We start from the raw sequence: 21,879 nt of genomic DNA on the forward strand, positions 1-21,879 counted from the left end.
TTTTTTAATCTTTTTTGAAGGTATTTAACATTGCACGAACAATTCCACCAAGAAATTTAGGTAACTTAATTGTATAAAATCTCATGGTTTCCCTCCTAATCCCCATTACTCCACTTGGTCACTATATGATGTAAGGAGCAAAATTGTTTCTTCAATCAGTGCTTCTTATCAACATTAATATGCCAGAAGTAAATGAAAAAGTACCTTTTTCCTCAACGAGTTCGTTACTAATACAAAGTGTTGATCCCCACTCTATTGTTTTATTAGTAAGCGGGTACTTAAAACCAAACAATGTAATCCCTTCCACTATTTCAGTAACTGGTACAAAAGATACATAAGGAAAGTTTTTATTTTCTTCAATTATATGTGTACCCACTTTTTTAACTGTTATTTCATTTTTATTGTCCACAATACACATTTCTATCTCTACTTCTAACCCTTTTAAAAGCATCTGTATATTTGCCAAACCGTGATCAAGCCTTCCACCGGTAGCACCAAAAATACGAATTAGTGCCGGCTTCTGTCCTAATGCCCAGTTAATTGCAATTTCTAAATCCGTTTGATCTTTTTCTCGCGGAACAATATGTAATTCGTTCGTTTGCTGTCCCATCCATACTAATTCTTCTTCAGTAACTGAATCGTAATCTCCAAACGCAACAGCCGGTGTAATCCCTTTCTTTAATAGACGGTATACTCCCCTATCAACCGCTGCCCACACTACTTCCTCATTCTCATATCGAGCAAAATCTGCACAATATTCCGAAGGTCCTCCTGCCAAAATATGAATAATCATTTTTTCTTCCCCTTCCATTGTAAAAAGGCAATCTGCCATTCGGTAGATTGCCTTTTTACATATTTTTACCCTATCCTATAAATACCTTACTAGGATAAAAGTTCATCACTACCCACGAATTACGCGAATTGCTTCACCGCGGTCTTTTTGATTGTATACTGCTGACCCAGCTACAAGTACATTTGCTCCTGCTTCCACACAAAGCTTTGCTGTTTCAGCGTTTACACCACCATCAACTTCAATTTCTACTTCTAGATTGCGCTCTTTCACCATGTCTGCAACTTGTTTAATTTTCGGTAATACAGAATGGATAAACTTCTGTCCACCAAATCCAGGGTTTACTGTCATAAGTAATACCATATCTATATCTTCTAATACATGCTCAATTGCTGAAACTGGCGTATGTGGATTTAATACAACGCCCGCTTTAATACCATGAGATTTAATTAACTGAATTGTACGATGTAGATGCGGACACGCCTCTACGTGAACAGTAATAATATCCGCTCCCGCTTGTGCGAAAGTCGGGATATAGTTATCAGGATTTTCAATCATTAAATGTACATCTAATGGTAATGATGTAATCGGACGGATTGCTTCTACAATTAACGGTCCAATCGTAATATTTGGTACGAAATGTCCATCCATTACGTCAACGTGAATGTAATCCGCTCCACCCTTTTCTACATCTTTAATCTCTTCCCCTAATTTTGAAAAATCTGCTGATAAAATCGATGGTGCAATTTTAATCATAACTAATACCTCGGCTTTCTCTCTCTAATTTCTTCTACGAATTGTTTATAGTTCTTATAGCGATATTCTGTAATCTTCCCTTCTTCAACCGCAGCTTTCACCGCACATTTCGGTTCAGAAAGATGTGTACACCCTCTAAATTTACAGTATTGGCTCGCTTCTTTCAACTCTGGAAAACAATATGTAAGATCTTCTACTTCTATATCAATGAAATCTAGTGAACTAAACCCCGGTGTATCTGCTACTAGTCCACTCCCAATTGCAATTAATTCTACGTGTCTTGTCGTATGCTTCCCGCGTCCTAAATGGGAGGAAATATCATTTGTTTTCAGCTCTAATTCTGGACGTAGCACATTAAGCATTGAAGATTTCCCCACACCAGATTGACCCGCAACGACAGAAACACAATTTTCTAAGTATGGTTTTAATATATCAATACTTTCTGACGTATTAATAGAAGTAAATAAAACATCATAACCCATCTCACGATAATCATTCGCATAAGCTTCAACAGTTGCTTTCATCTTTTCATCTACTAAATCCATCTTGCTAATACAAATAATTGGCTTAATGTTATGATATTCAATCAGCACTAAAAATCGATCTAACAGTCCAGGATTAAAATCTGGTTCTACTGCAGAGAACACAAGGATCGCTTGATCGACATTAGCAATAGGAGGTCTAACAAGTTCATTTTTTCGATCAAACACTTCAAGCACATAACCATCAGTTGGATTATCTGCCTGAAAAACAACTTGGTCTCCTACAAGTGGTGTAATTTTATTTTTTCTAAATACACCTCGTCCACGACATTGCGTAACCCCTTCTTCATGCTGCACGTAATAAAACCCACTTAAAGCTTTTATAATTTTTCCTTCTGGCATAGAATTCTCCTTTTTTGTATAAGGTGATGCTGAATTTAAAAATGAATGGATTTAAATTTTCTAAATAACGATTTCAAAACCTACCATATATACTTTCACTAATATACATTAAATTTCCCATTAAATGCAAAAAAATATTTACAGCTGCATCACGTTACTAGCTTTTTGAATCATATATTTTTGCCTGCTATACCGTCCACTTTGTAGACAGCATAACAGGCAATAATAATAAGTAGACTTTCACTATTATTGAGTTGGATATGGTACTTCTTTATCAATAATCGTTACTCCATCTCGTACAATTTTATAGTGTCCCTTTGAACCTTCTTGAATTACAAATTCTAAAGAAATAGTCGCTGATTCAGTAATTGTTCTCGTTTCAACCGGTCTATCCATTTTTTGCTGCATGTCTTCTTTATAAATTTCTATTGTTTGCGGCTTTTTTTCACCTGTTACAGCAGGCTCATATGGGATAGAGATATTGTCCAATTTTACCGTTTTAGTCACTTTAGGCTTTTGACCATCAGAGATAATAATAGTTACTTTATCTCCCTCTTTTAATGGTGTACCTGGTTTTGGAAATTGCGAAATTACAAGTCCTTTTTCGACTGTATCTGAATACTCTCGTTTTATATCTGACGTTAGTTTTCTCTCATTCAAATAACCAGTTACACTATTTTCAGTCCACCCCGAAAAGTCACCTGGTCTAATTTGATAAGGACCTTTACTTACCCAGATTTTCAGTTCTTGCTCCGCTTCTATAACCATTTGATCAGGCGTCGGAATTTGCTCTACAATTTCACCTTTCGGCTTATCATTTTCAATATAATTTACTGTAACTTGTTTATATTTTTCTTCTAACTCAGCTTTTACACTCTCAAAGTTTTGCCCTGTGAAATTCGCCATCTTACTTTTCTTTTTCCCACCTGATTGATAGATAGTAATTTTAGCGTTTTCTTTTACGACTCTTCCTGCTACAGGGTCCGTTTTTATTACATCCCCAACTTCAACATCATCTGTATATACAATATTAGGCTCCGTCACCTCAAAGCCCTTTTCTACTAATGTATTTACAGCTGTCGTGTATTTCATACCAGCCACATCAGGAACTTTCACATCTTTCGGAATAAATAATCCTGGAATAACCGTAAGCGCTAATGTTATTCCTATTGCTAAAAATAAAAATGTTGAAATTAAAACTTTAAGCCACTTGTTACTCCGTTTTTTCTTCTTATCTAACTCAGCTGCTTCTGCTCTTATCGGTTCTTCCACCTTACTCCCTTTTAAAACAATCGTTTCATCACTTACATTTTCAAATAATTGTTCTTGTTGAATAATCGGAATCGCTTTCGTCGCTTCCATATCTTCTGGTATGTAAAACGGTTGCTCATTTATCCTCTCTGGATATAGCGCAGTTTCAATATCTCGCTTCATCGCATTGGCAGATTGATATCGATGGAACGGATCTTTTGCAGTTGCTTTTAATATAATATTTTCAACACTTTGCGGAATATTTTCATTCCATCTTTTTGGTGATGGGATTTCACTTTGTAAATGTTTTAAAGCTATAGCAACAGCAGATTCGCCAGAAAACGGTTGTCTTCCTGTTAACAATTCAAACATAACTATCCCAAGAGAATAGATATCTGATTGTTTATTTGCTATTCCGCCACGTGCCTGTTCTGGTGATAAATAATGGACTGAACCGAGCACTGAATTTGTATGTGTAATTGTTGTTGCACTTGTAGCTGTCGCAATTCCAAAATCTGTTACTTTTATTATTCCATCAGCTCGAATTAAAATATTGTGCGGCTTTATATCACGATGCACAATTTCAAAATGATGGGCGTGTGCCATAGCGGATGTTAACTGCTCCATAATATCAAGAGCTTCTCCTATAGGTAACATCCCTCGCTCAATTATGTATTGCTTCAATGTTTGTCCTGGTACATATTCCATGACAAGATAGTATATACCATCTTCTTCTCCGACATCATACATATTCACAATATTTGGATGCGACAACGTTGTAACAGACTGCGCTTCTCGATGGAAACGTTTAATAAACTCTTCGTTATTTGAGTAGTCGAGTCTTAATATTTTTACCGCTACATCTCGGCCAAGTATATCATCATGAGCTAAATATACATTGGCCATTCCGCCACCACCAATCATTTTCAGCAGCTTATAACGGTCATTTAAGCGTTTTCCAATCAGCACGTTGCACTTCACCTACTTTCGTTTGTCGAACCCGCATAATCAATAAGAACAAGTGTGATATTATCTTCTCCACCGCGATCATTTGCCAATTGAATGAGACACTGCCCTTTACCTTCAAGCTGTTCATTTAACTGTAAAATTTGTCGCATATCATCAATAGAAACTTTGTTTGATAACCCATCAGAGCAAAGAAGTAATTGATCATCTTCCTCAATCACCAACGTTTTAACATCTAACCCAACTTTTTCTTCTGTTCCTAATGCTCTTAATAACACATTCTTTTTCGGATGATACTCTGCGTCTTCCTTTGAAATTTCACCATGTTTCACAAGCTCATTTACAAGCGAATGATCTTCCGTTACTAGCGTCATTTCTCCTTCTGATACCATATAGCAACGACTATCTCCTATATGCCCTATTGTCACAAAGCTTGGTGTACAAACAGCTATTATAAGCGTTGTTCCCATACCATTACATTCTGCATTTTGCTGAGCATATTCATATATACGCTCATTAATAATCCCAACACTAGTATGTAACCATTGTTCTACTTTTTTCGGCTCATTCATATTATGTGTTTGCTTCCAATAATCATGGAATAATTGAATAGCCATCGAGCTAGCTACATCACCAGCTCGATGACCTCCCATTCCATCTGCTACTACCGCTAATACATTTCCATCTAAATTGTGAAAAACTCCTGCACTATCTTCATTATGTTGACGAACTTTTCCTTTATCCGATAGAAATACGGCTTTCATCTCGTCACCTCGTCTCTTCTTTGCGCTCCTTCGCACGCAACTGACCGCAGGCTGCATCAATATCATGACCTTGTTCACGGCGAATCGTTACATTCACTCCACGATCTTTTAACGTTTTTTCGAACAAGAAAATTTGTTCACGTGGCGTACGTACATAATCACGTTCAGGTACGTAGTTTACCGGAATCAAGTTCACATGACATTTTACACCTTTTAAGAGCGCAGCAAGCTCTTCAGCATGCTCTACTTGGTCATTTTCTCCTCCAAATAATCCATATTCAAAAGTAATACGACGCCCTGTTCTATTTACATAGTATTTAATAGCTTCCATTAAATCTGGTAATTTATAAGCACGGTTAATCGGCATTAATTTTGAACGTAATTCTGAGTTTGGAGCATGCAATGAAATCGCAAAATTAATTTGTAGATCTTCTTCAGCAAACTTATAAATTTTCGGGATAATTCCACTCGTCGAAACAGTCATATGTCTCGCACCAATATGAAGTCCTTTTTCATGGTTAATGATGCGTAAGAATCCCATTAAATTATCATAGTTATCAAATGGTTCTCCAATCCCCATAACAACAAGAGAACTTACACGTTCTTCTGTTTCATCAAGCGCACGCTGAACTTCTACTACTTGCGCTACGATTTCTCCAGCTTCTAGGTTTCGCTTTAATCCACCAAGTGTCGAAGCACAGAACGTACACCCAATACGACAACCAACTTGCGTTGTTACACAAATGGAATTTCCATATTCGTGTCGCATTAATACCGTTTCAATAGAATATCCGTCATATAATTGGAATAAGAATTTAATTGTTCCATCCGAAGACGTTTGTTTTACTAACGTTTTTAAAGTAGTAATATCAAAGGAATTCGACAATTTATCACGCAATCCTTTAGAAAGGTTTGACATATCCTCATAATTTTTTACACGTTTTTTATATAACCAATCAAAAATTTGTCCAGCACGGAACTTCGGTTCTCCTTGTTCCTTTAACCAATCTTGCATTTCATGAAGTTGTAAAGAGTAAATTGATGGTTTCTTCGTTTCTAAATTTTTCTTTTGTTTTCTTACAGTCGTTTCCATGATGCTACACCTTCTTCCTTAAACAAGCAATATAAAAGCCATCCGTCGCAAAATAATGCGGTAAAATTTGCACTTGACCTTCATCAATATACGGAGTTAATTTTTCTGGCATACGCTCTTTAAGCGTAGTATCCCATTCAAATTCAGGATGTTCTTGTAAAAATTTCTCTATTACTTGTTCATTTTCTATTTTCTCAATTGTGCACGTACTATAAACAAGACGACCGCCTTGTTTTAATAATGGTGCTATTTTTTCTAGTATTGCAATTTGAATCGTCGATAATCTTTCACTATCGCCTTTATCTTTTCCTAACTTAATATCAGGTTTACGTCTAATTACACCAAATCCAGAACACGGTGCATCTACCAATATTTTATCAAACGTTTCATTTGCAAAGTGCTCTTGCACTTTTCTAGCATCTAGCGCTTTAGTTTCGACATTTTCTAGACCAAGTCGCTCTGCTTGCTGTTTAATTAAACGTACTTTGTGTGCATGTAAATCAAGGGACATGACCTTACCAGTTCCCTTTAATCGTTCCGCGATATGCGTTGTTTTTCCGCCTGGAGCAGCACAACTATCAAGAACTGCATCTCCCGTATTCGGTTCTAAAGCGCGTGCTACAAGCATAGAACTTTCATCTTGAATAGAAAGAAATCCTTTTTTAAACGCTTCTGTATGCGCTACATTTCCTCTTTCAATCTGAATAGCATCATCTGATAAGTCACCACGTTTTGCTTCTATACCTTCACTTGCTAACAACTCAATCGCTTCTTCTACAGTTACCTTATCAACATTCACACGCGCTGTTGGTACAGGGGGTAACATGTTTACTTCGCACATTTTTTCTGCAGTTTCTAAACCGTATTCTGAAGTCCACTCTTGGACAAGCCAAACTGGATGACTTGTTGTAATTGCAAGACGTTCTACTGGATCCTTGATTTCATCTACAGAAGGTACACCTTCTCTCTGAATCGAACGTAATACACCGTTCACCATACCAGCAATTCCTTTATGCCCGCGACGCTTTGCAATCTCAACCGCTTCATGAATAGCCGCTCTTTCTGGCACTCGGTCTAAATAAATCATTTGATATAAAGATAAGCGAAGCAATACTCTTACCCACGCCTCAACCTTCTTTTTTAAAAAAGGCTGTAAATAATAATCTAATGTGTCACGACGTTGAATCGTTCCATATACAATTTCAGTTAATAAACCAATATCTTTTCTATCAATTGCACTTTTTTCAATTAGATTATTTAAAAGTAAGTTGCTATATGCACCACTTTTTTCCACTTGAATTAAACCATCAAGAGCTAATTCACGAACATTTTGTCTCATGCATTTTCTCCTAACTTCGTTCCAATTTCAGGTTTTGTTCCACGTAAAAATTGTGAACAACTCATACGCTTTTTACCAGAAGGTTGCAATTCAGTAATTTTAACACCTGTTTCATTACTCGTTGCTACAACAAAACCATCTTCTTCGATTGCAACAATCGTACCTGCTTCAGCCGGTTCAGTTATAGGCACTTTTTCCCCCCACCATACTTTAACAACTTGTCCTGCTAAAGTTGTATAAGCAACTGGCCATGGATTCAATCCGCGAATGTGATTGTATACTTCTTCACCTGTTTTTGTCCAATCAATTTTCTCTTGCTCACGTTTTATATTGTACGCAAACGTTACTTCTTCTTCGTTTTGTTTAATCGGTTCTAACTTACCTTGAATTAATAAAGGCACTGTTTTAGATAGAAGGTGTGCTCCTGCTTCACTTAATTTATCAAATAATGAGCCTGTCGTTTCACGCTCTTCAATTTCAACTTCCACTTGCGTTAAGATATCACCAGCATCCAATTTTTCTACCATATACATAATTGTAATACCTGTTTTTTCTTTACCTTCCATAATTGCATAATGAATTGGTGCACCACCACGAAGTTCAGGAAGTAAAGAAGCGTGAACATTAATACACCCATACTTTGGTGCTTCTAAAATTTCATTTGGTACAATCTGCCCAAATGCAGCTGTTACAATTAAATCTGGCTCTAATGCCAATACTTTTTCATATTCATCTTTTTCACGAATTTTTAACGGCTGTAACACAGGGATACCATGTTTTTCCGCTTCAACTTTAACAGGTGTAGGTGTTAATACTTTTTTTCTACCTACTGGACGATCAGGTTGCGTCACAACACCTACTACCTCATAGCCATCTTCAATAAGACGACGAAGCACCGGCACTGAAAAGTCCGGTGTTCCCATAAACACTACTTTTATCATTTAAAAACCGCTCCTTTTAACACCTATTCTAGTTCGTTTTCTTCATAATATCTTGTCACTTTCGATGTAAATAAAACACCGTGTAAATGATCAATTTCATGTTGAATTGCACGCGCTAAAAATCCTTCCGCTTCTAATAAGAATACTTTCCCACGGCGATTTTGCGCTCTTACTTTAATATAATCGGCACGTTCTACTTCACCATAAAGTCCCGGGAAGCTTAAACAGCCTTCGGGACCTACTTGTTCACCACGTTTTTCTAATATTGATGGATTGATTAACTCGATTTTCCCAGTATCATCATCGACATCAACAACCGCTACTTGCAAGCTTACACCTACTTGAGGCGCAGCTAAACCGACTCCGTCCGCAATTAACATTGTTTCATGCATATCTTTCAACAATTTCACTAACTTTTTATCAAAGTTAATTACTCTTTCGCATGGTGTTTCTAACACTTCATTTGGATGCTTTATTATTTCTAAAACTGCCATATTTCCCTCCGCTACATTAACATTGTTGGATTAAAATCAATTGAGATTTGTAGCTCTTTTTGCATTTCTGCTTGATAATGTTCATTTACCATTTTGAGCACGTTCTTTAAGTTTGGTTCCCGTTTGTATTTTATCATGCATTGATAACGATATCTATCTTTTATCCTTGGAATCGCTGAAGCAACTGGTCCTAGCACCATTGTTTGCTGTGAGCAATGCGTTCGTAAATACGAGGCAATTTTTTCCGTCACTTGTACCGCTTTTAATAATTCTGGATGAGATACAGTTACGAGTACAACATAGTAATATGGGGGATATTGTCTTGTTCGTCTCATTTGCATTTCTTGGTCAAAAAACACATCATATTGTTGGTTCTTCGCTAACTCTATACTGTAATGTTCTGGCGTATACGTTTGAATCACAACTTCCCCTGGCAATTCATGTCTACCCGCTCGTCCACTTACTTGCGTCAATAACTGATATGTCTTTTCACTCGCCCGAAAATCAGGTAAGTGAAGCATCGTATCTGCAGTTAAAACCCCAACGAGCGTTACTTTCGGAAAATCTAATCCTTTAGCAATCATTTGTGTTCCAAGTAATATATCTGCTTTTTCTTCCCCAAACGCCTTTAATAATTTTTCATGCATTCCTTTTCGACTTGTCGTATCTACATCCATTCGAATGACTCGCGCCTCTGGAAATAGTTTTGTAATTTCTTCTTCTACCTTTTGTGTACCTGTACCAAAGAAACGAATGTATGTACTTTGACAAGCTGGACACTCAGTTGGCATATTCTCTTCGTAACTACAATAATGACATTTTAAACGATGATTCATTTTATGATATGTCAATGAAATATCACAATGCGGACATTGGACAACATACCCACAATCACGGCACATAACAAATGTAGAATGACCTCTTCTATTTAAAAAGAGTACCATTTGTTCTTTCTTTTCTAATCGATCTGCTATTTTTTCATGCAGCGCCTTAGAAAACATTGATCGATTCCCGTCACGAAGTTCTTCTCGCATGTCAACAATCTCTACCGTTGGTAAAGCTTGTTCATTCATACGTTTTTCCATTGTTAATAGTTCATAAACACCTTTTTTCGCCCTTGCAAACGATTCAAGTGTTGGTGTCGCACTACCAAGAACGATAGGACATTTATGATATTGTCCTCTCCAGACAGCTACATCTCTTGCATGATACCTCGGATTATCTTCTTGTTTGTAACTTGATTCATGCTCTTCGTCAATAATAATAATCCCTAAATTCTCAAAAGGCGCAAAAACAGCTGAACGCGCACCAACTACAACTTTCACTTCTTTTCTTAAAATCTTACGCCACTCGTCATACTTTTCTCCAACAGACAACGCACTATGAAGAACTGCAACTTGCGAGCCAAACCTACCTTTAAAACGATCCACCATTTGGGGCGTTAGTGCAATTTCAGGAACAAGAACGATAGCTTCTTTTCCTTTCTTGAGCACTGCTGCTATAGATTGTAAATATACTTCTGTCTTTCCACTTCCTGTAACACCATATAGCAAAAATGGATTATAAGTTTCATTTGTAATTGATGATAAAATCGGTGTAATAACTTGTTTTTGTTCCTCCGTAAGTGGAAATGGTTTTGTTTGTTCAAAATCATCATCGTCATACGGATTTCGGTATACTTCCACATACTTTTCTGAAATGAATCCCTTTTTAACAAGTGCTTTTATTGGAGCATCTGTTATTTGTAACTCTTCTGTAATTACTTTCAACGGTGTACTTTTATAATTTTCCACAAAATAATAAAGTACATCTTGTTGTTTTTTACTTTTCAGTTCAAATGCCGCTAATTCCAATTTATCTTCTGGCAACTCCGGCTGAACCACTCTTTGCTTCTTCTTTTGTACTTTATCTTTCACTTGATAAACGACTTCAACCGTACCATTTTTAATTTCTTGTTGAATAGTTCGGTATAAATGTGGCTGTTGCTCGATTACTTCAAAATCAATTGCTTCTTTATCCTGAAATAAATATAGTATTTCAGGTGCTATTTCTTCCTGTTTACAAAGTTGTAGACGTTTTTTATACGTTGCTTTTATCGCAGTTGGAAGCATCACTTGAAAAGCTGAAATCATGTAGCATAACGTTTCACTTGTAAGCCAATATCCAAGCTTTAATAATTCATCATTTAAAACCGGTGTTACATCTAATATTTCATGGATTGTCTTTAACTTCTTACTTTCTACATCCACCGAATCTTTAATCCCAATAATAAAACCTTGCAATTTTCTTGGCCCAAACGGAACTACCACACGCATTCCTGTCTGTACAATATCTTCCCATTTTTTAGGAATAATGTAATCAAATGGTCGATCTGTCTGACGGGCAGGTACATCAACAATTACACTTGCAAATTTCATAAACGATCATCTTCTAACATCATTTCAATTTGCTTCAATATTTCACGAGCTACCTCTTTTTTCATTAAAAGTGGCAACTCAATAACTTTTCCATCTTTTCTATACATTGTTACAATATTCGTATCCGTGCCAAATCCAGCTCCTTGCGCTTTTACGTCATTCGCGACAATCATATCTGCATTTTTCTCACGTAGTTTTTTCGTTGCATATTCCTCTACATTTGTCGTTTCAGCAGCAAAACCGATAAGTAACTGTTTATCCTTTTTCTGACCTAATGTTTTTAAAATATCCACCGTTCTTTCAAGTTCAATGACAGCATCACCATTTTGCTTTTTCATTTTATTCTCATGCACATATTTCGGACGATAATCTGCAACTGCTGCTGTTTTAATGACAACGTCTACGTTTTGATAATGTTGAAGAACTGCTTCTAACATATCTTGTGCAGATTCCACTTGCACTGTCGTTACATGTAACGGTGGATTTAATGCTGTCGGTCCTGAAACGAGTATAACATCAGCGCCTAAATTCGCTGCCACTTCCGCAATCGCATACCCCATTTTCCCAGAAGAAAAATTCGTCATAAAACGAACTGGATCAACCTTTTCACGTGTTGGGCCAGCAGTTATTAATATTCTTTTTCCCTGCAATGGTTTGTGTTCTGAGAAAGCTTCCTCTAACCGTGCAATAATTGCTTCAGGTTCTTCTAGTCGTCCCTTCGCTACATATCCACATGCTAAAAAGCCTTCCCCAGGCTCAATAAATGTATATCCTAGCGTTTTCAATGTCATCATATTTTTTTGAACTATTTTATTTTCATACATATGCACATTCATAGCAGGCGCAATCCATACCGGAGCTGTAGTAGCTAACAAAGTAGTTGTAATCATATCATCTGCAATACCACCAGCTAACTTTCCAATACAATTGGCAGTAGCAGGTGCGACAAGTATAACATCCGCCCAATCTGCTAAATCAATATGAGCAATAACAGCTGAGTCTTTCTCATCGAATGTATCCGTATATACATCATGGCGAGAAAGCGCTTGGAATGTAAGAGGCGTAACAAACTTCATTGCCGACTCACTCATCATTACTTTGACAATCGCGCCAGATTGTGTCAATTTACTCGTTAACGCAGCTGCTTTAAAAACCGCAATGCCTCCTGTTACACATAAAAGTATCTTTTTCCCTTTTAGCATATGACTCGTCCTCTTTCTTTTTCAAACTTATAATACTGAAATAGAATTCTCAGCTCGTCAGTACCGATATTTCATTCCTTTCGTAAAAAAATAACAACCTACTTGTAAATAGGTTGTTACCGTTACATAGAAAATTATAAAGTCTATGTTTTATTTTGTCGAAGGCAAAGGCTTATTCAGCTACTTTATCTTCACTTGGTACGTAGCTTAATGCTTCTGCATCGATTTCTTCTAATGCTTTACCTACACATTTATGAGAAACAGGTTTTTCTACAACACAGTTATTAGCAAGTTGCATTTCACGTGCGCGTTTTGCAGCCACTGTTACTAAAGTGTACTTAGAATCGATTTTTTGTAGTAATGAGTCAATTGATGGATTTAACATAATTATAGACCCTCCGTCATTTCTTTATAATATTTTGCTACCCTTTCGCGGCGGCAATGTTCGCCAACCACAATTGCTTTAATTCTATCACAAGCTAATTCAACTTGATCGTTTTCTACTACATAGTCGTAAGCGTCCATCATCTCGATTTCTTCTTTCGCTACAGTTAAACGATTTTCAATAACATCTTCAGTCTCTGTACCACGTCCGACAATACGGCTCTTTAGTTCAGATAAACTTGGAGGTGCTAAGAAAATAAATACACCTTCTGGGAAAGCTTTCTTAACTTGAATTGCTCCTTGCACTTCAATTTCTAAGAATACATCTTTTCCTTCTTGTAATGTTTTTTCAACATAGTCAATCGGTGTTCCGTAATAATTACCTACGAACTCAGCCCACTCAAGTAATTTTTCATTACGAATCATTTCCTCGAATTCTTCTCTTTCTTTAAAGAAATAATCCACACCATCTACTTCACCTTCACGCGGCTTACGTGTCGTTACTGAAATAGAGTACTGAAAACGTGTATCCTCATGGCTAAACAGCTCTTTACGAACCGTCCCTTTTCCAACCCCAGAAGGCCCCGAAAGAACGATGAGCAATCCTCTTCTACTTCTCATAAATATGTAAAACCTACCCTTCCTCACTTAAATCTTCTTTATTATTCAAACGATGTGCAATCGTCTCTGGTTGAATTGGACTTAATACAACATGCCCATCATCCATAACAATAACCGCCCTTGTTTTTCTCCCATACGTAGCATCAAGCAAAGCATTATGTTCGCGTGCTTCTTGTACTGTTCGTTTAATAGGAGCTGACTCCGGACTTACAATAGCAATAATTCGATGAGCAGATACAATATTTCCGTATCCAATATTTAAAAACCGCATGGCCATAGTTTGCGCCTCCTAGTAAGTCTATCCGATTTCTCCACCACGTATAACTTTATATATTTTTTGAAAGCTACTCAATATTTTGTACTTGTTCACGAATTTTTTCAAGGTTATTTTTCATTTCTACAACATATTTTGAAATTGTTAAGTCATTTGCCTTAGAACCAATCGTATTAATTTCTCTATGCATCTCTTGCACGATGAAATCCATTTTCCTTCCAACAGGCTCTTCAATCTGCAATGTTTCACGAAATTGCTCTAAATGACTTTGCAAACGAACTAACTCTTCATGAATATCACAACGCTCTGCAAAGATTGCGACTTCTGTTAGCAATCTTTGTTCATCTAGATCTTGATTATGTAATTCTTTTAAGCGATTTTCTAATCGTTCACGATATTTTTGTGTAACAATTGGTGCATGTGGAATAATCGCATTTACACAATTGCTAATCTCTTGTAAACGATACGCTATATCTTTATGTAATCGTTCTCCTTCGCCATCTCTCATCGTTTTCAACATATGAGCAGCTTGACGAACAGCCTCATATAAACTGTTCTCAAAATGTTCATTTACATTTTCTATTTCTTCAATTGCTGTTACTTCTGGCATTGCCATTAATTGCTGAAGTGTAATAGAATCTTGTAATTGAAATTTCCCTTTTATATCTTCCATCATCGATTGGTACTGCTCAAGAAGTGACCAATTCACACTTAATTTTCTTTCAACAAGTCCTTCACCTGCTATACTAATAGACACTTCGATGCGCCCACGTCGAACTTGCTGTGCAATTATTTTACGAATTTTGTCCTCAAATACCATCATTTGCTTAGGAAGTCGAATACTCATCTCTAAAAAACGGTGGTTCACCGATTTCATTTCTACTGTAATTTGAAAAGTATCACTTTCTACTTTCGATCTTCCAAACCCTGTCATACTAGAAATCATTTTTATCACATCCAAGCCATAAAATAACTCAATGAAAAAGGTAATAGAGACAAGGCTCTACTACCTTCTGTAAATTATATCACATTTTCATAACATTGACTATTTCAAGTTTAATCCCTTCTTATATAACATCGGCTTTTTCTTCTTAGCCTTTTTCCCTGTTAATAAAGAACCTACTAGTAAGAAAGTCGGAATTGATGACAAACCTCCAATTAATAACCAATCTCTTGCTTGTATCGGCATTGTGCTAAAGATCGGTTGTAACGGTGGATAATATATAACCACTAGCATAAGTAGTAACGAAATAATAACCGCCCCTACTAAATACACGTTCCCAAATGGATTACGGTGAAAGACAGAATGCTCACTACGACAATCAAATACATGAATAAGCTGTGCAAGTACCAACGTCGCGAACGCTACAGTTTGTGCATATTTCAGTTCATTTGGATGTTGGTTATACGCAATAATAAACGCCACTAACGTCACTGCTCCAATTAAAAACCCTCGACTTATTATTTTCCACGCAAGCCCTCTAGCGAATACCCCTTCTTTCGGGTGACGCGGTGTTCTCTTCATCACATCTCCTTCAGCCTTATCCAAACCTAATGCCATCGCTGGTAAACCATCAGTAACTAAGTTCACCCATAAAATTTGAATAGGAACCATCGGCAGTGGTAATGCAAGTAACATCGCAAATAACATAACTAAAATTTCTCCAACATTTGACGCCAATAAGTAGCGAATGAACTTACGTATGTTCTCGTATATATTTCTTCCTTCTTTAATCGCTGACTTAATTGTAGCAAAATTATCATCTAGTAAAACAAGTGAAGAGGCTTCTTTTGCAACATCTGTCCCTGTAATCCCCATCGCTATCCCAATATCCGCTGTTTTTATAGCTGGAGCATCGTTCACTCCATCACCTGTCATCGCTACTATATGTCCTTGATTTTGCAATGCTTTAACAATTTTTAATTTATGCTCAGGTGATACACGAGCGAATACATACGTATCTTCTACAACATTTTCTAATTCCTCCACATCCATATTCGCGAGTTCTACTCCTTCAACAACGCGTCCATCTGGTGGTAAAACTCCTAATTGTTCAGCAATCGCCATTGCTGTCACTTTATGATCACCTGTAATCATTACTGTTCGAATACCAGCTTCTTTACACTCTTTTACCGCCTGCGCGACTTCTGGCCTTGGCGGGTCAATCATACCTTGTATCCCAACCAACATAAAATCTTTTTCAACGTCTCTTTCATGTTCAATAGAATCCGTGACTTTTAAAGGTTTAAACGCAACTGCAATTGTTCGAAGCGCTTGACTACCTAAGCTATGAATAGCCGCCTGTACTTCTTTTCTATATAGCTCACTTAACGGCTGCTGCTTATCCCCCCATAAGATTGTTTGACTCATTTGCAAAAGAACATCCGGTGCTCCTTTCGTAACAATAAACTTTTTCCCCTCTCGATCTCGTACAATAACACTCATCATTTTTCGAGTTGAATCAAATGGAAATTCACGAATAATTTCAAATTTCCCTTTCAATGCCTCACGTGTTATCCCAGCTTTCATTGCTGCAGCTACAAGCGCTCCCTCTGTTGGATCCCCATCTAATACGTACGCCTTTTTCTTTTGAATAATATTTGCATTGTTACATAGTGAACCAAATGTAAGTAGCTGATAAAGTGATTTTGTCTTAGCTGGATTCACTTCTTTTTCACCTTTCATAAAAGAGCCATTAGGTTCATATCCTTGCCCTGTCACTTTCCACAATTCTCCGCCTGACCACATATGTGTTACCATCATTTTGTTTTGTGTCATTGTTCCCGTTTTATCAGAGCATATAACAGAAGCGCAGCCTAACGTTTCTACGGCCGGTAACTTCCTTACAATTGCTCTCTTTTTTATCATACGCTGTACACCAAGTGATAAAGCTACTGTAACAATTGCTGGCAATCCTTCTGGAATAGCCGCAACAGCTAGCGATACGCCAGCTAAAAACATATGATATACTTCATTCCCTTGATACACACCAGCCAATACAACGAGCGCTGTCAAAATAAGAGCTACAATAATTAATATTTTCCCGAGCTGTTCTAACCTTCTTTGCAGTGGCGTTTCCATTTGCTCTGCATTTTGCAACATATTTGCAATTTGCCCCATCGCTGTATTCATACCAGTTGCTACAACGACTCCTGTACCAGATCCTCGCGTAATCATTGTCCCCATAAAAGCCATATTTTTTTGATCCCCAATTGCAACATCTTGCCCTTGCAGTGCTTCTACCTTCTTTTGTACAGGTACGGACTCCCCTGTCAAAGCAGACTCTTCAATATATAAACTTGATGCCTCAACAAGACGCACATCAGCCCCAATACGATCACCACTGGAAAACTTAATAATATCACCTAAAACAAGTGCTTTAGATGGTGCTTTTACCCACTTTCCATTCCGCATTACAGTAACTTGCGGGGCAGCTAGTTCCTTTAAAGCTTCCAATGATTTTTCAGCTTTTCTTTCTTGAAAAAAGCCGAGAATACCATTGATAATAACAATGGCAACAATAGCAATAGAATCAATGTATTCACCTAAAAACGCAGAAACAATTGTTGCTCCAAACAAAACGAGTACCATGAAATCTTTAAACTGTGCTAAAAATACCATTAGTGCAGAAGGCCTTTTTGCTTCTTCTAATTCATTAGTACCAAATTTCTTTACTCGCCCTTCTGCTTCTTTCTCTGTAAGTCCAACCTTTACATTCGTATTCGTTCTTTCTTCCACTTCATGTGCTCGCATTCCATACCAGTTCATCCTGCTATCGACCTCCTGATTCCAGACATACTCTATTGAAAGCTTATTCAGCCTCGTCCAAAAAAATGCTATAATTAACATTTAGTTAGAAAGGAGTGTTCATTTATGGCATTCGATGGATTATTTACAAGAGCGATTACACATGAAATTGAAAATTCTCTTTACACAGGAAGAATTTCCAAAATATATCAACCTTCAAAATACGAGATTTTATTACATATTCGAGCGAATGGAAAGAACCAAAAACTAATTCTTTCATCTCATCCTACATATGCGCGTATGCACTTAACGAATCAAAACTACGATTCGCCAGCAATACCGCCGATGTTCTGTATGCTTCTTCGCAAACATTTAGAAGGTGGATTTATTGAAAAAATTGAACAAATCGACTTAGAACGCATTATTCAAATTACAGTTCGCAGTCGTAATGAAATCGGAGACGAATCATTAAAAACATTAGTAATTGAAATAATGGGACGACATAGTAACATTATCTTATTAGATACGAAAACAAACGTGATTTTAGATAGCTTAAAACACGTTTCATTAGCCGTAAACCGTCACCGAACTGTATATGCTGGTGCTGAGTACGTCGCGCCACCAGCCCAACATAAAATCAATCCTCTGCAAATTGAAACCGCAGATGATTTTATTAGACCGCTAGACTTTCTATCTGGAAATATGGATAAACAACTCGTTGGTGCTTTCATGGGAATATCCCCATTATTTGCAAAAGAAGTAGTAAAGAAAGCCGGTATGGTAAACGAGAAAGCATTATCAGAAGCATTTTTCTCTATACAAACACCATTACTATCTCATGCATATACACCTACAATGATTACTGCAAATGGAAAAGAATTCTTTTATCTTTTCCCTCTTACACACTTGCAAGGAGAAGAAAAAACATTCTCATCAGTGAGCGAATTGTTAGATCGTTTCTTCTTTGGCAAAGCAGAACGTGATCGTGTAAAACAACAAGCTCATGATTTAGAACGCTTTATGCAAAACGAAAAAAATAAAAACGAGAAAAAACTCATTAAACTCGAAAAAACACTGCAAGATGCTGGAAAAGCAGATAAATATCAACTATTTGGAGAGCTACTTACAGCCAATATGTACGCTTTAAAAAAGGGCGATAAAGATATTGAGGTCGTTAATTATTACGATGAGGATGGTGGAACTGTAAAAATCACATTAGATCCTTTAAAAACACCATCTGAAAATGCACAACGCTATTTCCAAAAGTATCAAAAAGCAAAAAATTCGGTTGCTGTTGTAGAAGAACAAATCGAAAAAACAAATGAAGAAATTCTTTATTTTGATAGCTTACTTCAACAAATGGAAGCTGCTTCTTCAAAAGATATTGAAGAAATTCGTGAGGAATTAGCTGAAGAAGGTTATGTGCGCAATCGCAAAACGAAAAACGCAAAGAAAAAGCCTACTAAACCAGTATTAGATAAATATGTAGCAAGTGATGGCACAGAGATTTTCGTTGGTAAAAACAATAAACAAAATGATTATTTAACAACGAAGTTTGCCCGCCGTGATGAAATTTGGTTACATACGAAAGACATACCTGGCTCTCACGTTGTCATTCGTTCTTTAGAGCCTGCTGAAGAAACTTTACTAGAAGCTGCCAAAATTGCTGCCTATTACAGTAAAGCGAAAGAGTCTAGCTCTGTACCTGTTGATTTCACCAAAATACGCCATGTCAAAAAACCGAGTGGTGCAAAACTTGGTTTTGTTACGTACGACAATCAGCAAACCGTATATGTAACACCAGATGCTGATATTGTAATGAAATTAAAAGCATAAATAAAAAAATGCGTTGCTTGTATGCAGCGCATTTTTTATATGTTTTCAATTTCGTTGCTATATCCATTCAATATTGTCAAAAAAATTGACAGTATCATTTCACATTTGTATAAAATTTTTTACAGCATGTAAATAAAGTACAAGTGTAACTCCAATCATTTTTCCCCATCCCCCTGCTATTCATTGAAGCAATCTAGATTTTATGAACAAACCGTCTCCCACAAATTACGGGCTATTTTTTTATCTCCCCTAAAATATATGTTGTCCCTACTATCCTTTCTTCAAATATACATTTTGGCACGCTATTTGCTTTATTCAATACTATGAATAGGAGGAATTAACATGACTTTAAAAATTAATAAAATCCAAAATCAACTACAAAACTATGAAATTGAGGGGTTACTTATTACAAAAAAAGAAAACCGCCAATATGCAACAGGCTTTACAGGTAGTGCTGGCGTCGTCTTACTCTCTGCCGATCAAGCTGTTTTCATCACTGATTTCCGCTATGTAGATCAAGCGAAATCACAAATAAAAGATGCTGAAATTATTATGCATAAAGGAAATTTAGAAAAAGAAATTGCACATCAAGTATCGAAATTAAACATTCAAAAACTTGGAATTGAAGAAAACAACATGACATTGCAACAATATAAAAACTTGCAAAAATACGTACAGGCGGAAATGATTCAAGTGTGCGAAATTATCGAAAATATTCGTATCATTAAAGACACGCCTGAAATAGAAACAATGAAAATTGCAGCTAATATCGCGGACGAAGCATTTCATCACATTCTTACGTTTCTAAAACCAGGAATAAGTGAAAATGCTGTACGAGATGAATTAGAATTTTTCATGCGAAAAAAAGGTGCTACATCTTCATCATTTCAAATTATTGTAGCTTCTGGTGTTCGTTCTTCTCTTCCACATGGAGTTGCATCAAATAAAATAATTGAACGAGGCGACATCGTTACATTAGACTTTGGTGCACTTTACGACGGATATTGTTCCGATATAACACGTACCGTAGCAATAGGGGAACCATCGGAAGAATTCAAAAAAATATACAATGTTGTACGAGAAGCGTTAAAACGTGGGACTGAAGCGATTAAGCCTGGAGAAACTGCGAAAAGTATCGATGATGTAACAAGAAACTACATTACAGATTGTGGATATGGTCAATATTTTGGTCATTCTACTGGTCATGGTCTTGGCTTAGAAATACATGAACCTCTTCGCTTATCCCAAGAAAGTAAAGCTACATTAAAAGAAGGTATGGTTGTTACAGTTGAACCGGGCATTTACATACCGAACTGGGGCGGTTGTAGAATTGAAGATGATATCGTCATTACAAAAGACGGATATGAAGTTATTACAAAATCAAATAGAGAACTAATTGTAATCCCTTGTTAAAATCATGGCCTTTTTAAAAGGAGTTTTTTTCTACACATAGAATTCCTTCTCTGGAGTGTTCATTTAAAGAGGGGGAATTTAAATTGAATTTTGTAATTGATAAAATAGATGGTTTACAAGTTGAGTTTTCAAAACTTGTTTCCATGATGAATTACGCTCGTTATACAACAATGCAAGCAGTGGAAAGTTTAACAATTGAAGAACTTGATTATTTATATGATAAAGAAGCCAATTCAATTGGCATGCTGTTATATCACATGGCTGCTATTGAATTTTACTACCAAATCCATACCTTTGAGGATCGTGAACCGACGGAAGCTGAATTAGAACATTGGTTGCCAGCTATTGAGTTAGGGAATCTTGGACGAGAAAAAATAAAAGGAAACTCTTTAGAATTTTACATTAATACATTACAAGAAGTACGCTCTAAAACAATTGAAACATTTCAATCTTTACCTGATGAATGGCTATTTAAAACGACAGACTTTTGGTATGACAAACCAGCTAACAACTACTTTAAATGGTTTCACGTATTTGAAGATGAAATCAATCATCGCGGACAAATTCGCTTAATTAGGAAGATGCAAAAAGCTCATGCAGTAAAATAAGAAAGTGCCACCAGATAAGGTGGCACTTTCTTTTATTCATTTTTTAGGATTAACTGTATTGTAACATCCATTTATCGTTCTCATCATTACAGTACATG

At 36.6% G+C, this 21,879-nt stretch carries 20 protein-coding genes; 3 read left to right on the forward strand and 17 right to left on the reverse strand.

The genetic code is table 11. The annotated features are described in order from the left end of the window. Positions 1 to 4: 4 nt before the first annotated feature. The 17 genes from spoVM to ACX9TM_RS19480 form a co-directional block, all read right to left on the reverse strand. Positions 5 to 85: a stage V sporulation protein SpoVM gene (gene spoVM / locus ACX9TM_RS19400; RefSeq protein ID WP_001213599.1), complete on the reverse strand. Its 81-nt coding sequence runs from the start codon at positions 83 to 85 to the stop codon at positions 5 to 7. 66 nt (positions 86 to 151) lie between these two features. Continuing rightward, a complete protein-coding gene (locus tag ACX9TM_RS19405; RefSeq protein ID WP_000752665.1) occupies positions 152 to 832 on the reverse strand; it encodes a thiamine diphosphokinase in 681 nt (226 codons plus the stop codon). Between the two features lie 69 nt (positions 833 to 901). Then, entirely contained in the window at positions 902 to 1,546 is a 645-nt protein-coding gene (rpe, locus tag ACX9TM_RS19410; RefSeq protein WP_065212077.1) for a ribulose-phosphate 3-epimerase, read from the reverse strand. 2 nt (positions 1,547 to 1,548) lie between these two features. Further along, positions 1,549 to 2,430, reverse strand: coding sequence for a ribosome small subunit-dependent GTPase A (rsgA, locus tag ACX9TM_RS19415; RefSeq protein ID WP_065212078.1), 882 nt, complete (start codon positions 2,428 to 2,430; stop codon positions 1,549 to 1,551). A gap of 246 nt (positions 2,431 to 2,676) precedes the next feature. Next, complete coding sequence (pknB, locus tag ACX9TM_RS19420) at positions 2,677 to 4,650, reverse strand: Stk1 family PASTA domain-containing Ser/Thr kinase (protein ID WP_000904747.1); 1,974 nt, start codon at positions 4,648 to 4,650, stop codon at positions 2,677 to 2,679. Between the two features lie 8 nt (positions 4,651 to 4,658). Then, a complete protein-coding gene (locus ACX9TM_RS19425; protein WP_000648703.1) occupies positions 4,659 to 5,411 on the reverse strand; it encodes a Stp1/IreP family PP2C-type Ser/Thr phosphatase in 753 nt (250 codons plus the stop codon). Positions 5,412 to 5,415: 4 nt separating this feature from the next. Then, positions 5,416 to 6,504 carry a dual-specificity RNA methyltransferase RlmN gene (gene rlmN, locus ACX9TM_RS19430; RefSeq protein WP_000450540.1) on the reverse strand — a complete coding sequence of 363 codons (1,089 nt, stop codon included), beginning with the start codon at positions 6,502 to 6,504 and terminating at the stop codon, positions 5,416 to 5,418. Positions 6,505 to 6,508: 4 nt separating this feature from the next. Then, on the reverse strand, positions 6,509 to 7,843 hold the full coding sequence (gene rsmB / locus ACX9TM_RS19435; protein ID WP_001249666.1) for a 16S rRNA (cytosine(967)-C(5))-methyltransferase RsmB: 1,335 nt from the start codon (positions 7,841 to 7,843) through the stop codon (positions 6,509 to 6,511). Beyond that, on the reverse strand, positions 7,840 to 8,784 hold the full coding sequence (fmt, locus tag ACX9TM_RS19440; RefSeq protein ID WP_000598804.1) for a methionyl-tRNA formyltransferase: 945 nt from the start codon (positions 8,782 to 8,784) through the stop codon (positions 7,840 to 7,842). The genes rsmB and fmt overlap by 4 nt, the downstream gene beginning before the upstream one ends. Positions 8,785 to 8,807: 23 nt before the next feature. Then, a complete protein-coding gene (def, locus tag ACX9TM_RS19445) occupies positions 8,808 to 9,278 on the reverse strand; it encodes a peptide deformylase (protein WP_000279455.1) in 471 nt (156 codons plus the stop codon). Between the two features lie 11 nt (positions 9,279 to 9,289). Further along, a complete protein-coding gene (gene priA, locus ACX9TM_RS19450) occupies positions 9,290 to 11,695 on the reverse strand; it encodes a primosomal protein N' (protein WP_000666720.1) in 2,406 nt (801 codons plus the stop codon). Next, positions 11,692 to 12,897 carry a bifunctional phosphopantothenoylcysteine decarboxylase/phosphopantothenate--cysteine ligase CoaBC gene (coaBC, locus tag ACX9TM_RS19455; RefSeq protein WP_065382113.1) on the reverse strand — a complete coding sequence of 402 codons (1,206 nt, stop codon included), beginning with the start codon at positions 12,895 to 12,897 and terminating at the stop codon, positions 11,692 to 11,694. The genes priA and coaBC overlap by 4 nt, the downstream gene beginning before the upstream one ends. A gap of 172 nt (positions 12,898 to 13,069) precedes the next feature. Continuing rightward, on the reverse strand, positions 13,070 to 13,282 hold the full coding sequence (rpoZ, locus tag ACX9TM_RS19460) for a DNA-directed RNA polymerase subunit omega (RefSeq protein ID WP_000933960.1): 213 nt from the start codon (positions 13,280 to 13,282) through the stop codon (positions 13,070 to 13,072). Between the two features lie 2 nt (positions 13,283 to 13,284). After that, positions 13,285 to 13,902, reverse strand: a complete 618-nt coding sequence (gene gmk / locus ACX9TM_RS19465) for a guanylate kinase (RefSeq protein WP_001257741.1) — start codon at positions 13,900 to 13,902, stop codon at positions 13,285 to 13,287. A gap of 13 nt (positions 13,903 to 13,915) precedes the next feature. Beyond that, positions 13,916 to 14,179: an extracellular matrix/biofilm regulator RemA gene (gene remA, locus ACX9TM_RS19470; protein WP_001251456.1), complete on the reverse strand. Its 264-nt coding sequence runs from the start codon at positions 14,177 to 14,179 to the stop codon at positions 13,916 to 13,918. Positions 14,180 to 14,246: 67 nt separating this feature from the next. Continuing rightward, entirely contained in the window at positions 14,247 to 15,122 is an 876-nt protein-coding gene (locus tag ACX9TM_RS19475; protein WP_000625869.1) for a YicC/YloC family endoribonuclease, read from the reverse strand. Positions 15,123 to 15,221: 99 nt separating this feature from the next. Beyond that, complete coding sequence (locus tag ACX9TM_RS19480) at positions 15,222 to 17,945, reverse strand: calcium-translocating P-type ATPase, SERCA-type (protein ID WP_001104778.1); 2,724 nt, start codon at positions 17,943 to 17,945, stop codon at positions 15,222 to 15,224. A gap of 105 nt (positions 17,946 to 18,050) precedes the next feature. On the opposite strand from ACX9TM_RS19480, the gene ACX9TM_RS19485 reads away from it, so the two are divergent. The 3 genes from ACX9TM_RS19485 (at position 18,051) to ACX9TM_RS19495 (ending at position 21,781) form a co-directional block, all read left to right on the forward strand. Beyond that, positions 18,051 to 19,760: an Rqc2 family fibronectin-binding protein gene (locus ACX9TM_RS19485; RefSeq protein WP_000863284.1), complete on the forward strand. Its 1,710-nt coding sequence runs from the start codon at positions 18,051 to 18,053 to the stop codon at positions 19,758 to 19,760. Between the two features lie 342 nt (positions 19,761 to 20,102). Then, on the forward strand, positions 20,103 to 21,173 hold the full coding sequence (locus tag ACX9TM_RS19490; protein WP_000172817.1) for a M24 family metallopeptidase: 1,071 nt from the start codon (positions 20,103 to 20,105) through the stop codon (positions 21,171 to 21,173). Positions 21,174 to 21,256: 83 nt separating this feature from the next. After that, positions 21,257 to 21,781 (forward strand): DinB family protein, encoded by a 525-nt coding sequence (locus tag ACX9TM_RS19495; protein WP_001012048.1) that lies wholly within the window; start codon positions 21,257 to 21,259, stop codon positions 21,779 to 21,781. Positions 21,782 to 21,879: the final 98 nt, after the last annotated feature.

Source organism: Bacillus sp. LH1 (assembly GCF_057924895.1).